This is a genomic window from Pontibacter indicus (assembly GCF_900156345.1).
Lineage (GTDB): Bacteria > Bacteroidota > Bacteroidia > Cytophagales > Hymenobacteraceae > Pontibacter > Pontibacter indicus.
On the sequence record NZ_FTPP01000002.1, the window covers coordinates 1254816 to 1267816 of the forward strand.

Annotated in this window: 12 protein-coding genes; 2 read left to right on the forward strand and 10 right to left on the reverse strand. The window is 52.7% G+C overall.

Annotated features, from left to right (window positions below):
- Positions 1–37 precede the first annotated feature (37 nt).
- The 4 genes from B0B12_RS14395 to B0B12_RS14410 form a co-directional block, all read right to left on the reverse strand.
- Positions 38–553 (reverse strand): hypothetical protein, encoded by a 516-nt coding sequence (locus B0B12_RS14395; protein WP_076669973.1) that lies wholly within the window; start codon positions 551–553, stop codon positions 38–40.
- 133 nt (positions 554–686) lie between these two features.
- Entirely contained in the window at positions 687–1304 is a 618-nt protein-coding gene (locus tag B0B12_RS14400; RefSeq protein ID WP_076669976.1) for a hypothetical protein, read from the reverse strand.
- Between the two features lie 121 nt (positions 1305–1425).
- Positions 1426–2796 carry a dihydrolipoamide acetyltransferase family protein gene (locus B0B12_RS14405; protein ID WP_076669979.1) on the reverse strand — a complete coding sequence of 457 codons (1371 nt, stop codon included), beginning with the start codon at positions 2794–2796 and terminating at the stop codon, positions 1426–1428.
- Positions 2797–2913: 117 nt separating this feature from the next.
- Positions 2914–4173, reverse strand: coding sequence for a competence/damage-inducible protein A (locus B0B12_RS14410; protein WP_076669982.1), 1260 nt, complete (start codon positions 4171–4173; stop codon positions 2914–2916).
- 156 nt (positions 4174–4329) lie between these two features.
- Here B0B12_RS14410 and B0B12_RS14415 point away from each other — a divergent pair, with 156 nt between their 5' ends.
- The gene (locus B0B12_RS14415) at positions 4330–5064 is read left to right on the forward strand and encodes a DUF4197 domain-containing protein (RefSeq protein ID WP_076669985.1); all 735 of its coding nucleotides are present in this window, start codon (positions 4330–4332) and stop codon (positions 5062–5064) included.
- A 149-nt stretch (positions 5065–5213) separates the two neighbouring features.
- Positions 5214–6494 carry an erythromycin esterase family protein gene (locus B0B12_RS14420; RefSeq protein ID WP_076669988.1) on the forward strand — a complete coding sequence of 427 codons (1281 nt, stop codon included), beginning with the start codon at positions 5214–5216 and terminating at the stop codon, positions 6492–6494.
- Positions 6495–6560: 66 nt separating this feature from the next.
- Here B0B12_RS14420 and B0B12_RS14425 read toward each other — a convergent pair whose 3' ends face one another.
- The 6 genes from B0B12_RS14425 to B0B12_RS14450 all read right to left on the reverse strand — a co-directional run bounded on the left by B0B12_RS14425 (position 6561) and on the right by B0B12_RS14450 (position 12837).
- The gene (locus B0B12_RS14425) at positions 6561–7268 is read right to left on the reverse strand and encodes a YebC/PmpR family DNA-binding transcriptional regulator (RefSeq protein WP_076669991.1); all 708 of its coding nucleotides are present in this window, start codon (positions 7266–7268) and stop codon (positions 6561–6563) included.
- A gap of 190 nt (positions 7269–7458) precedes the next feature.
- Positions 7459–8109 carry an ABC transporter ATP-binding protein gene (locus tag B0B12_RS14430; protein ID WP_076669994.1) on the reverse strand — a complete coding sequence of 217 codons (651 nt, stop codon included), beginning with the start codon at positions 8107–8109 and terminating at the stop codon, positions 7459–7461.
- The gene (gene lpxA / locus B0B12_RS14435; RefSeq protein ID WP_076669997.1) at positions 8099–8890 is read right to left on the reverse strand and encodes an acyl-ACP--UDP-N-acetylglucosamine O-acyltransferase; all 792 of its coding nucleotides are present in this window, start codon (positions 8888–8890) and stop codon (positions 8099–8101) included. Before lpxA ends, B0B12_RS14430 begins: the two co-directional genes overlap by 11 nt.
- Positions 8887–10281, reverse strand: a complete 1395-nt coding sequence (locus B0B12_RS14440) for a bifunctional UDP-3-O-[3-hydroxymyristoyl] N-acetylglucosamine deacetylase/3-hydroxyacyl-ACP dehydratase (protein ID WP_076670000.1) — start codon at positions 10279–10281, stop codon at positions 8887–8889. Before B0B12_RS14440 ends, lpxA begins: the two co-directional genes overlap by 4 nt.
- Positions 10282–10441: 160 nt before the next feature.
- Positions 10442–11464: a UDP-3-O-(3-hydroxymyristoyl)glucosamine N-acyltransferase gene (gene lpxD / locus B0B12_RS14445; protein WP_076670003.1), complete on the reverse strand. Its 1023-nt coding sequence runs from the start codon at positions 11462–11464 to the stop codon at positions 10442–10444.
- A 140-nt stretch (positions 11465–11604) separates the two neighbouring features.
- Complete coding sequence (locus B0B12_RS14450) at positions 11605–12837, reverse strand: HD domain-containing protein (protein ID WP_076670006.1); 1233 nt, start codon at positions 12835–12837, stop codon at positions 11605–11607.
- Positions 12838–13001 lie beyond the last annotated feature (164 nt).

Here is a 13001-nt window from a genome sequence, read left to right on the forward strand (position 1 = left end):
ATACCTGTTTCCCTATACTCAAATACCGTGCAGAAAGCTACAAAGCGGAGCTATCCACCACGCGCCACGTAATATTCCCGTTGTTCACCTCGTATTTCAGGATCATGTAGCCACCGATGTGGCCGTCCTCATAATAGGCCATGGCGTAGCGGTCGTTCAGGATGCGGCTGTCGCGGATGGTCATCGTGCCGCCCACTACGCCCTCTTTAGGTATAAGCTGCCCTTGCTTGCGGCTCAGGTCGTTCATCAGGTCCACTTCGGGGTTGCGCAACCCTCTTTTACGGAGTTTCTGTATATCGCTCTCGCTGAGGCTGCCCATTTCGTCCACGAATTCCACTCCGCCCGGTGGCACGACACTCATGGTGTCAGGCGGTAGCACCATGTCCTCCAGTGGGTCGGTTTCAGCTTCTTCCTGCTCCAATTGCTGATCGGTTTCGGCCAGTTTGTTGTCGGCTATGCGCAGACGACTTTCGGCATCATTCTTTTGCCAGTAGAAATACAGAGCCAGAAACAGAAAAATGGCGGCTACGATCCAGGCGATGGCACTCTTCATAGTTTTAGAATTGGGTTATACTTCCACATAAACGGAAGCGGTGTAAAACAGATGTGGCAATATTAATTAAAAGGTATATAGAATACTATACCCGCAAAAAAGCCTGTCCCAATTTCTGAAGCAGGCTTTCGGTTTAGTGTCTATACCAGGTTACATCCCCTTTATACCTGCCCTTCAGCGTTTTTCCGTCATTGAACACCCAGTCATAGTCAATGGTAAAGTCTGCTTCTGTTCCTGAGGTAGTAATCTTACCACCTACCACTTTTAAGTATTCCCCGGGCTCTAATTTATTGTTGCCATTCAGGTCAAAATGAATCCAGGCCGAACTGAAGTAGTACTTTCCATTGTATTTCTCCTGAAGTTGTTTTGGTTGGAGGTTTTGGTCATTCTCGTGAGAAATGTATGTGAATGTACCGACGGGTAGAGATGCTGCCTCAGGTACAAACAAGCCATACATGATCAGATATTCAGTATTTTTTAAATCCACAAACCGACCGTCATTATCTACCAGAATGACATCATCAGCCTGCATTACGTCAAATATCTGGTGTGTAGGTGTGCCGAAGCGAGTATTATCCTTAAATCCGAAATTGCCCATTAAGGCTGTAATGAAGGTATGCGTTTTGCCGTTGAATGTGATCTCGTTTTTTGTTGTCGGTGCGGGCTCGTCCTTTTTAGAACAGGCCAAACTTGCTATACTAAGCAGCAAAAGGCACAGAAAGTTAGTTGATGTTTGTTTCAATAGTTTCATGCTATAAGGTATATAGTATATAAAAATAACTATATGTTGTGAAGGCGCAAAAAAAAAACAGCGACAGATATAAAAGTCTGTCGCTGTTTTTGAAAGGAATTTAAAATCAGGATTCTCCTAATTAAATCGACTGATTCACATCGAAGTTCTCTAGGTAATCCGCTACACGGCGCACGAACATACCGCCCAGCGATCCGTCCACCACGCGGTGGTCGTAGGAGTGCGACAGGAACATGAAATGACGGATACCGATCAGGTCACCCTCTGGCGTTTCGATCACGGCAGGCTTTTTCTTGATAGCGCCCACGGCCATAATAGCCACTTGCGGTTGCATGATGATCGGTGTGCCCATCACGTTGCCAAAGGAGCCTACGTTCGATACGGTATAGGTACCGCCGGCCAGGTCGTCCGGAGTAAGTTTGTTCATGCGGCCACGGTTGGCCAGGTCGTTCACCTTTTTTGTCAGCCCGTTCAGGTTGAGCTGGTCGGCGTTCTTGATGTTCGGCACAATCAGGTTGCCGCTTGGCAGCGCCACCGCCATACCAATGTTGATGTCTTTGTGACGGATGATGTTGCCACCGTCCACAGACACGTTGATCATCGGGAAGTCTTTAATCGCTCTGGCAATCGCGTCAATGAAGATTGGAGTGAAGGTCAGGTTCTCGCCTTCACGACGCTTGTAGTCGTTCTTCCACTTGTTGCGCCAGTTTACGATGTTGGTCACGTCGGCCTCTACAAACGAAGTCACGTGCGGCGATACGCGCTTGCTGTCCACCATGCGGTCGGCAATCATTTTGCGCATGCGGTCCATCTCGATGATCTCGACGTTGCCGCTGTAAGAAGCGGCTGGTTTGGAGGCAGCAGGAGCAGCCTGTACTTGTGGCTGGGCAGCTGGTGCCGGAGCAGCCTGAGGAGCTGCGGCAGGGGCCTGCGCTTGTGGCTGTGCCTGAGGAGCGGCAGCCTGCTGTGGCGCGTTTTTACGGCTCTCTACGTAGGTTAGGATGTCTTTCTTCGACACGCGACCTTCTTTGCCTGTACCTGGTACATACTCGAGTTCCTGCATCGAAATGCCTTCTTCGCGGGCAATGTTGAGTACAAGCGGCGAGTAGAAACGGCCGGAGGCTGGCTGGTCGAGTTTGGCTACGGCAGAGTCAGCAGAAGCGGCTGCAGGCTGCGCATTGGCCTGAGGGGCTGGGGCTGCAGCGGCAGGAGCTTCAGCAGCGGCCGGGGCAGGAGCGGCGGTGTCTTCGCCGTTGGTCGAGATGATGGCGATCGGAGCACCCACGGCTACCACGTCACCTTCCTGTACCAGTATCTCCTTCAGCACGCCGCCCTGAATGGCAGGTACTTCCGTGTCCACTTTGTCTGTAGCTACTTCCAGCACCGATTCGTCCTGCTCAATCGTGTCACCCACATTTTTGAGCCATTTCAAGACGGTACCTTCCATGATACTCTCGCCCATTTTGGGCATAACCATTTCTACAAGTGCCATATTTTATTTATTCGTTGTTCTTTATAAGGGACAGTTTTTTGGGCCGGAAGGCAAAGAAAAGCGAGGCATTGCTATACCTGTCGGCCCGGATTTGCAAACAAAGTTAAGGATTTTAGCCTATTCATCAACGGCTATATTCAAACTTTGGCGTACGAGGTTGAGCACGGCCAAGGCTGTATACTCGATATTGAGCTGCCGGTTTTTGTTGTATTGCAAAAGTTTTGCTTTGGCGCCGTGCTGGTCGGCATAGGCGATCCAGATGGTACCGACCGGCTTGTCGGGTGTGCCGCCGTCGGGGCCGGCTATACCGCTGGTGGCTACCCCAATGTCGGTTCCCAGTTTATGACGTATGTTCTGGGCCATTTCCAACACGGTGGCTTCGCTGACGGCGCCGTGCTGCTGTAGTGTTTCGGGCTTCACGCCGAGTACCTGCATTTTCACCTTATTGTCGTAGGCCACCACACCTCCTAGGAAGTAAGCTGAACTGCCCGGCACACTTGTGAAGCGGTGTGCGATGTAGCCCCCCGTGCAGCTCTCGGCTACTGAAATGGTCAGGCTACGCTCTTTCAATAGCTGGCCCAGGGCTTCCTCCAGGGGTACCTCGCCGTAGGCAAAGATGTGCTTCGGTACAAGGGCCGAAAGTTTGTTTACTTCCGTTTCGAGCTCTTTTTCCAGCTGACCGGCCTGCTCGGCTATACCTGTCAGGCGCAGGCGCACGCCGCCCAGGTGAGGCAGGTAGGCCAGCTTGATGTGCGGCGGCAGGCTCGTTTCCCACTCGTCCAGCCGCTCGGCCAGCATCGACTCCGGTATCCCTACTGTCTGGATCACCTTGTGGATAATGCTGGGCGGATTGAAATAAGCCTTAAGCTGCGGCAACACAATGTCGGTCATCATGCGTTTCATCTCGTAAGGCACGCCCGGCATCGACACGTATACCTTGCCCGCATCCTCAAACCACATACCCGGTGCTGTCCCCAGCACGTTGCGCACGGGCTTGCACGAGGCGGGCAGAAAAGCCTGCTGCCGGTTCAATTCCGTCAGCTCGAAACCCCGGTTTTTGAACAGCGTCGTCACATCGGCCAGCGACTGCTCGTCCAGTTTCAGCTCAGTATGGAAGTAATCGGCCAGCACGTCTTTGGTCAGGTCGTCTTTGGTGGGGCCTAGTCCGCCGGTCATCAGGATGATGTCTGCGCGGGTCTTGGCGCTGTCGAGCGCTTCTACAATGTGGCCTGCCTCATCCGACACCGACGTGATTTGCTTCACCCTTATCCCAATTTTGGCAAGTTCTGTCCCCATCCACGCAGAATTGGTGTCCACTATCTGCCCGTAGAGTATTTCGTCGCCAATCGTGATGATTTCTGCAAGAACCGTTTTCATGTTAAATTTTTTTGGTCTGATTTGTGCGTTGCAAAGGAAAACCCATTCAAGTTAAAGATGTTCGCCTGATTTGAAGCATAGCCGCGGTTATTTTCTGTATTTTCGACCCGGCTTTCAGGTATAGGCCTGCATGTTCGAGAATTAAACTCTAAACCCATGAAAAAATTACTCTACACTTCCCTTATCGCCCTTGGCCTTGGCGCTTCGTCCTGCACGGTGGCCGAAATCCAGCGCACTGTTGATGGTGTGATGGCCGGAACGGGAACCGGAACCGCTGTTACCCGCGAAGAAGTAGCCTCTGGCTTGAGGCAGGCCCTGGAAGTAGGCATCACCAAAGGCTCAAACCAGGCATCCCAGACCGACGGCTTCTATAAGAACTCGCTGATCCGTATTCCTTTTCCGCCGGATGTGCAGAAGGTGGAGAACACGCTGCGCCAGGTAGGTCTGGGCAAAGAGGTGGACCGCTTCGTGCTGACGCTGAACCGTGGAGCCGAAGATGCCGCCAAAAGCGCTGTGCCTATCTTTGTGAACGCCATCAAGCAAATGACCATACAGGATGCTTGGGGTATTTTGAAGGGCGATAAGGACGCAGCCACAAACTACCTCAAGCGCACGACTTCCTCGCAATTGCAGGCAGCCTTTATGCCGGTGATACGTCAGTCGCTGGAGAAGACCAACGCCACCCGCTACTATACCGACCTCGTGACCAGGTATAACCAGATCCCGATGGTGCAGAAGGTAAACCCGAACCTGGACGAGTATGCAACCGAGAAAGCCATGGACGGCCTGTTCACACTGATTGCCCAGGAAGAGGCGAACATTCGCGAAAACCCGATTGCCCGCACCACCGAGCTGCTGCGCCGGGTGTTCGCCAACCAGAACCAGTCGTAAGGTATACCTGCTATACCACTCCGAAAAGCCCGCTGTATCGTTTGGTACGGCAGGCTTTCTTTTTTGCAAAACATTAGCGCCGAATTGAAAGTACAATACACAAAATTTTAAGAGTGAGTCAGATACACTTTTACCTCCGCTTTCTACCTATGGAAAACAAACGCTTCAAATACAGTCCGATTACGAAAGAAAAAGACCTTGACGAGCTGATTGACGAGATTGGTGATGCCCGGGTCGTGATGTTGGGAGAGGCCTCGCATGGCACATCGGAGTACTATACCTGGCGAACGGCCATTTCCAGGCGTCTGATTGAGGACAAGGGCTTCCGTTTCATAGCCGTGGAAGGCGACTGGCCGGAGTGCTACGCCGTGAACCGCTTTGTGAAAGGCTACCAGAATTCCGGCCGCCGGATAGCCGAGGTGCTGGAGGTATACCGCCGCTGGCCTACCTGGATGTGGGCCAACTGGGAGGTGGCCGCCCTGGTGGAGTGGCTTCGGGACTTCAACAACCTGCGGCAGGTGCAGGACAAGATCGGCTTCTACGGACTGGACGTGTACAGCCTTTGGGAGTCGCTGGAACAGGTGCTCCGATACATGGAAAGGCATAACGGAAAGGCTGCCGAAGCCGCACGTGCCGCCGTTCGCTGCTTCGAGCCCTATCACCGCGACCCGCAAAACTACGCCCAGGCCACCGCCTTCGTCCCCACCGACTGCGAGACCGAAGTGCTGGAAATGCTGGAGCAAGTGTCCCGGCGCCCGATTTTCCCCGATGACCCGGAGCACGAGTTTAACACAGCGCAGAATGCGCTGGTGGCCGTAAATGCAGAGAAATACTACCGCGCCATGATCAGGGGAGGGGCCGGATCCTGGAACGTGCGCGACACGCACATGATGGAAACGTTGGATCGTTTGTTGGAACTCAACGGCCCCGATGCCAAGGCTATTGTATGGGAGCACAACACCCACATCGGCGACGCCAGGTATACCGACATGGCCGACGACGGTATGTTTAACATCGGACAGCTGGCCCGTGAGAAGTACGGCCGGGAGCAGGTGAAACTAGTGGGCTTTGGCAGCTACCAGGGCAACGTGATCGCGAGCCGCTCGTGGGGAGCACCGATGCAGAAAATGGAAATGCCGCCTGCTCGCGCAGGGAGCTGGGAGCACATGCTGCACGAAATCAACACCGACGACAAGATCATCCTTTCCAAAGACCTGAAAGCTATACCTGAGCTACAGCAACCTGTTCCGCACCGTGCCATTGGCGTGGTATACGACCCTAAAATGGAACACCTCGGCAACTACGTGCCCACCGTTATACCTGAGCGCTACGACGCTTTCCTGTATTTCGATGAAACCGAGGGCGTGCACCCACTGCACATGAAGGTGCGCGGCGGAAAAGAGCCGGAGCTATACCCGTGGAATTATTGAGTACAAAAAAGGCTGCCTGTATTTATACAGACAGCCTTTTGCTATACCTTCAGAATGGGCGAGTGCTTATGCCATGTTGTGGTACACGGCTTGCACGTCGTCGTCTTCTTCGATTTTCTCGATCAGGTTCTCGATTTCCTCGGCTTGCTCGTCGCTCAGCTCTGTGCGCGTATTCGGCACACGCTGCAGTTCAGCGCTGATTACGTTCAGGCCTTTTTCCTCCAGCGCCTTTTGCATGGCACCAAAGTCAGTGAAGGCCGTCTCCACGATGATTTCCCCCTCGTGCTCATAAATGTCCTCTGCACCGGCGTCAATCAGTTCCAGCTCCAGCTCTTCAATGTCGAGCCCTTCAGCGGCAATCTTGAAAATGCCTTTGCGGGTGAAGATGAAATCCAGGGAGCCGGTTTTGCCTACGGCGCCGCCTGCACGCGAAAAGTATACGCGCATGTTGGCGATGGTACGGTTCAGGTTGTCAGTGGCAGTCTCTACCAGAATGGCGATGCCGTGCGGACCGTAGCCCTCGTATACTACTTCTTCGTAATCTTTTTCTTCTTTGGAGGAGGCACGCTTGATGGCCGCTTCCACACGGTCTTTCGGCATGTTTACGCCTTTGGCGTTCTGGATGGCCGTACGAAGTCGGGAGTTGGTTTCCGGGTTAGGGCCGGCTTCCTTCACCGCCATCACAATCTCTTTGCCGAGGCGCGTAAATGCCTTCGACATTTTGTCCCAACGCTTAAACTTACGCGCTTTTCTAAATTCAAATGCTCTTCCCATGGTATTTGATTACGTGTATCTCTTACAAATTTAGGGAGCTAAACTGTAATTCGGTAATATTTTACGCTGTTCGTTGTCTGTTAATCGCTTCGGGGAGATTATGCGAAGCCAATCGGCGTATTTCTTCCGCCAGATACGCGAAATCTCTACGTTTTGAAGGCTAATTCGACAGTAGGGGATGGGTAGAGAATTAAGACTTTGCTGATTTTGGCTGCTTGGCCTGGGCGTGGTAGTCTGTGATGTAAAGGTGCTGGTCGCAGAAACTGTACTCATGCACGATGTTGGACCCCACAATGATCAGCCTGCCTTCTTTATTGGCGGCCACGTGCTCCTGGTACCAGCTCACACCTTCTTGATCCAGGTTGGTGGTAGGCTCGTCGAGCACGAGCAGTTTGGTGTCGGAGTAGATGGCCAGCCCCAGCTTCAGGCGCTGCTTCATACCCGACGAAAAATCCTTCACATACTTGTTGCGGGACTTCTGCAGGCCCATCCGTTCTATCAACGCATCATGCGACAGGTTGCCGCGCAATTGCTTGAAACGAGTATGGAAGGCGATCATCTCGCTGAGGGTAAATTCCTCCACCAGCTCTAGGTAAGGGGCTGTGAGGGAGAGCTGGCGATAGGCTGCATCCGGCGCGACTGCCTTGCCATCGATCAGGTAGGTGATTTCACCCTCCGAGTGCAGGTTGTGGCCGGCGATAACAGTAAGAAGAGTGGATTTACCGGACCCGTTATGCCCCAAAATGGCATATGAGGTGCCTGACTCTAAGGTATAGGTCAGGTTCCGGAAAATCCACTCGTAATTGTAGCGTTTACCTAAGTTGCTTAGGTTAATTTGCATCTTTCGAGAAGTAGCTCTTTATGATACCGCGGCCGGAGTCGCGCACGAATTTGATGATCTCGTCACGCTCACGGCTAGGGGCCATCTCCAGTTCGATCTTGTCTAGGGCTTCAGTGGTGTTGTTGCCGCTCATGAACAGGATGCGGTAGATTTGCTGCACCTCGTTGATCTGCTCGCTGTTGAAACCTCTGCGGCGCAGACCAATGGAGTTGATACCGGCATAAGTAAGCGGCTCGCGCGCTGCCTTCACATAAGGAGGCACGTCTTTGCGAACCAGCGAACCACCCGAGATCATGGCATGGGCACCGATCTTCACGAACTGGTGCACGGCGCTCGAACCCCCGATGATGGCGTAATCGCCCATCTCCACGTGTCCGGCCATCTGCACGGCGTTCACCACGATGCAGTTATTGCCCACAATACAGTCGTGCGCAATATGGGCGTAGGACATGATCAGGCAATTGCTGCCCACTACGGTCTTCATCTTGTCAATGGTGCCACGGCTGATGGTCACGCACTCTCTGATTACGGTATTGTCACCGATGATGGCGGTTGTCTCCTCGCCGGCGAACTTGAGGTCCTGCGGCACAGAAGAGATAACGGCACCCGGGTATATTTTGCAGTTTTTGCCTATACGGGCGCCCTCCATAATGGTCACGTTGGGGCCAATCCAGGTGCCTTCTCCGATCTCTACGTTCTTGTAAATCGTGGAAAAAGGCTCTACGACCACATTCTGGGCAATTTTAGCCTCTGGGTGGATGTATGCTAACGGCTGATTCATGCGTCTTTCTTTACTATACTTGCCGACATCTCTGCCTCCATTACCAGCTGGCCACCCACAAAGGCCTGACCACTCATTTTGGCAATACCCCGCTTCACAGGGGCAAGCAATTCACATTTAAAAATTATGGTATCGCCCGGAATTACCTTGCGCTTGAAGCGGCAGCGGTCTATGCCCAGGAAATAGGTCCAGTAGTCTTCCGGATTCTCCACCGTGTTCAGTACCAGTATACCGCCCGTCTGGGCCATCGCCTCGATCTGAATCACGCCAGGCAGCACAGGGTTGCCCGGGAAGTGGCCTTGGAAGAAAGGCTCGTTCATGGTCACGTTCTTAACGCCCGTTACCGTGGTTTCGTCTAAGTGGATGATCTTGTCTATCAGCAGGAAAGGGTACCGGTGCGGCAGTGTGGCCGCAATCTGGTTGATGTCCATCACCGGTGGCTTCTTCGGGTCGTAGGTGGGTACGGTCTTGATCGAAGCTTCCTGTATAAGTTTCTTCACACGGCGTGCAAACGCGATGTTGGCGGCGTGGCCTGGTCTGGCTGCCAGAATCTGTCCTTTGATCGGGCGTCCGATCAGGGCGAGGTCGCCCATCAGGTCCAGCAGCTTGTGGCGGGCCATTTCGTTTTTGAAGCGGAGGGCTGTGTTGTTCAGAATGCCTTCTTCCTCTACTTTCACTTTCTTCTTGCCCAGCAGGTCAGCCAGGTATTCCAGCTCACCATCCTCTACCACGCGGTCCACGATCACGATGGCATTGTCCAGGTCACCGCCTTTGATTAGATTTTGCTTATAAAGCGCCTCGAGCTCGTGCAGGAAGCAGAAGGTACGGCAAGGAGCAATTTCCCCCTCAAACTGGTTCATGTCGGTGATGGAGGCGTGCTGACTGCCCAGTACAGGCGAGTTGTAGTCCACCATCACGGTCAGGCGGTAGTCGTCGAGCGGCAGGGCGGCTATTTCCACGCCACGGCTGTCGTCTTTGTAGCTCACGCCTTCGGTTATCTCGAAGTAGTTGCGCAGGGCGTTCTGCTCCTGCAGGCCTACTTCCAGCAGGGCTTTTACAAACTCAATGGAAGAACCGTCCATGATGGGGGGCTCCGGGCCGTCGAGTTCAATCAGCACATTGTCGATCTGCAGGCCTACCAGGGCCGCCAGCGTATGCTCCACTGTGTTCACGCGCGCGCCGTTCTGCTCGATGGTCGTGCCACGCGAAAGGTCCACCACATTGTCCACGTCTACATTTACAATCGGCTGCCCCTCAAGGTCAATGCGCTGAAATTTGTAGCCATGGTTTGCAGGGGCGGGCTTAAAGGTCATGTTTGACACAACGCCCGTATGCAACCCAATGCCCGATACCGTTACCGGACCTTTGATAGTGTGCTGTTTATAATTCATTTAATGTTTCGTTGTTAGCTTGTGGCGATACTTTCGCTGCTGTAGCGCACAGAGTATGAGCGGACTTACAGCGGAGGGAGCATTGCGAGTGCAAACTTAAGATTTTATACACTGCCTGCCAATTTTAATTATTGGCACAGGGCAACAGTGACCTGAAGTTTTAATTCTTCTCTTTCAGCTCGTCCAGAACACGCTGCATTTCCGGCAATTTGCGGAACACGGTGATGGCTTTGAGGTTTTGTTTGTAGTCGAAGGCAGGGGAGCCTTGAATAACGGTGCCCGACTCTTTCACAGACTTGGACACGCCTGATTGTGCACCAATGGTGGTTTTGTCGGCTATGCTGATATGGCCTACGATGCCCACCTGCCCGGCAATCACACAGTTATTGCCAATTTTAGTAGAGCCGGAAATGCCTGTCTGTGAGGCGATAACGGTATGCTGGCCAACCTCCACGTTATGGGCTACCTGCACCAGGTTGTCGATCTTGGTGCCCTTGCGGATAATGGTAGAGCCCATGGTGGCGCAGTCGATGGTGGTGTTGGCGCCGATGTTCACGTCGTCTTCCAGCACCACATTGCCGATCTGCGGTACATTTTTGTAGGTGCCGTCTGGCTGAGGGGCAAAGCCGAAACCGTCACTGCCCAGTACCACACCGGCATGCAGGGTACAGTTGGCACCCACTACGGTGTTGGCGTATAACTTGGCTCCCGCGAAAATAGTGGTGTTATCGCCAATGGTGCAATTGTCGCCGATGTATGCCTGCGGGTAAATGCGCACGTTCTGGCCAATTTTGCAGTTGTTGCCGATGTAAGAAAAGGCACCGCGGTAATGGCCTTCGCCTATTTCGCTGCCAGCGCCCATAAAGCAAGGCTCTTCTACGCCCACCTTAGAAGCGAGCACAGCCTGCTGGTAATAAGCCAGTAAGGTTGAAAAACTGGAATATGGATCGGCTACACGGATGAGGGAGGCGGACACAGGCTTTTTGAGCTCCAGTTTGTCCGATACGATCACCGCACTTGCTCCGGTAGTGTAAAGATAGGGTTCATATTTTAAGTTAGACAAAAACGCGAGTGCCCCAGCCTGGGCCTCTTCAATTTTGGCTAATGTGCTGACCTTTACTGTATTGTCTCCTTCAACTTCTCCCTTCAAAAGGTCTGCAATCTGTTGAATAGTGAATTCCATCTTGTAAAATTAGAGCAAAAAATAAAATGTGCTACCCGTCGGGGACGCAAACTTACTAAAAACTTTACGCTGCGCCGCCATATTCTGCCGCAGATTACGGAGAGGACAAGCAAATCCCGTGCAAATCCTATAGCCGGTTTCTATAAAGCTGCTACTTCCTTCGGGTAACAGACAAAGTATTTCTCCACTTTGTTGCTCAATGCCTGTATGTTGGGCAGATCCGAGGCATCGGCCGCGTTCACCACATAGCCCGTTTTCGTGAGCACGTTAATGGACTGCCCCTCAGCCTGATAGGCATTGTTGCTGATGCGGCCCGAAATCATCAGATATTTCACGTCTTCAGGATGCACCTGGAAACGCTCCATCACCAGTTCGCTTATACCCAGCATCATCTCCTCATCAATCGGCTTGCTCGAGATGTATACCTTGAACAGCTTGCGGTTGAGGATGCTTTTGGAAAGATAAGAAATGACCGGGTCGGAGTGGCTGGCCCATTCTTTAATGCCGCTCCACACATCGTGGTCGTCGAGCGAAACGAAGCGCTCCAGAATGCTGGCATCTCGTTGGAAATCCTCCAAAGTGAGGTTGGAAGACAAAAAGAACTTGAGGCAGGAGCTGGCGGGTACGTCTATACCTTGCTGCAGCAACTCGCGGGCGCGCTGCACGGTACGCAACACCATGTGCTCGGCACTGATCACAGTCTTGTGCAGGTATACCTGCCAGTACATCAGGCGGCGGCTCACCAGAAAGTTTTCGATGCTATAAATAGCTTTTTCCTCTACCACCAGCTTGTCGTTGGCCACGTCCAGCATCTTGATCAGACGGTCGGCGCCGATCTTTCCTTCGTATACACCGGTATAGAAGCTGTCGCGGTTCAGGTAGTCGAGGCGGTCCACGTCGAGCTGGCTTGAGACGAGCTGGTGAAAGAAGCGGCGGTGATAGGTATCCGTAAAAATTTGAATGGCCAGGCTCAATCTGCCGCCAAATTCTTCGTTAAGCAGGTGCATGATGTGCAGCGAAAGGTGCTCGTGGTGCACCTCTTGGAAAATAGCCGTCTCCAGCGCATGCGAAAAAGGTCCGTGCCCCACGTCGTGCAAGAGGATGGCAATCAGCGAGGCTTCGAACTCAGCATCGGAAATCTCGTTGTTCTTGCCGCGCAGCGTGTTCAGGGCCAGGTTCATCAGGTTCATGGCCCCCAAGGCGTGATGAAAACGGGTATGCAGGGCACCCGGGTATACCATCTCGGTCAACCCCAATTGCTTGATCCGGCGCAGACGCTGAAAGTAGGGATGGTCGATGATGTCGAACAGCAACTCAGACGGCACCGTAATGAAACCGTATACAGGGTCGTTTAATATTTTTTTCTTATTCACAAAAACCGAGGTTTTTAATTGTTAAATTGCTAATCGTTAATCGGTTGCTCATACAGAAGCCAAATCAGCCCCGGGCATTAACCGCCACCTGTGCGCGTTTGTTTGCGTTTAGGTATAGTAACCAATTAACAATGAAGCTATTTAGTAACCCGCGCAACAAATAA

Bases quoted from the DNA above. Each gene is read 5' to 3' on its own strand.
- lpxD (WP_076670003.1), bottom strand. From the start codon at position 11,464: ATGGAATTCACTATTCAACAGATTGCAGACCTTTTGAAGGGAGAAGTT.
- B0B12_RS14440 (WP_076670000.1), bottom strand. From the start codon at position 10,281: ATGAATTATAAACAGCACACTATCAAAGGTCCGGTAACGGTATCGGGC.
- lpxA (WP_076669997.1), bottom strand. From the start codon at position 8,890: ATGAATCAGCCGTTAGCATACATCCACCCAGAGGCTAAAATTGCCCAG.
- B0B12_RS14415 (WP_076669985.1), top strand. From the start codon at position 4,330: ATGAAAAAATTACTCTACACTTCCCTTATCGCCCTTGGCCTTGGCGCT.
- B0B12_RS14400 (WP_076669976.1), bottom strand. From the start codon at position 1,304: ATGAAACTATTGAAACAAACATCAACTAACTTTCTGTGCCTTTTGCTG.
- B0B12_RS14405 (WP_076669979.1), bottom strand. From the start codon at position 2,796: ATGGCACTTGTAGAAATGGTTATGCCCAAAATGGGCGAGAGTATCATG.
- B0B12_RS14410 (WP_076669982.1), bottom strand. From the start codon at position 4,173: ATGAAAACGGTTCTTGCAGAAATCATCACGATTGGCGACGAAATACTC.
- B0B12_RS14420 (WP_076669988.1), top strand. From the start codon at position 5,214: ATGGAAAACAAACGCTTCAAATACAGTCCGATTACGAAAGAAAAAGAC.
- B0B12_RS14425 (WP_076669991.1), bottom strand. From the start codon at position 7,268: ATGGGAAGAGCATTTGAATTTAGAAAAGCGCGTAAGTTTAAGCGTTGG.
- B0B12_RS14395 (WP_076669973.1), bottom strand. From the start codon at position 553: ATGAAGAGTGCCATCGCCTGGATCGTAGCCGCCATTTTTCTGTTTCTG.
- B0B12_RS14430 (WP_076669994.1), bottom strand. From the start codon at position 8,109: ATGCAAATTAACCTAAGCAACTTAGGTAAACGCTACAATTACGAGTGG.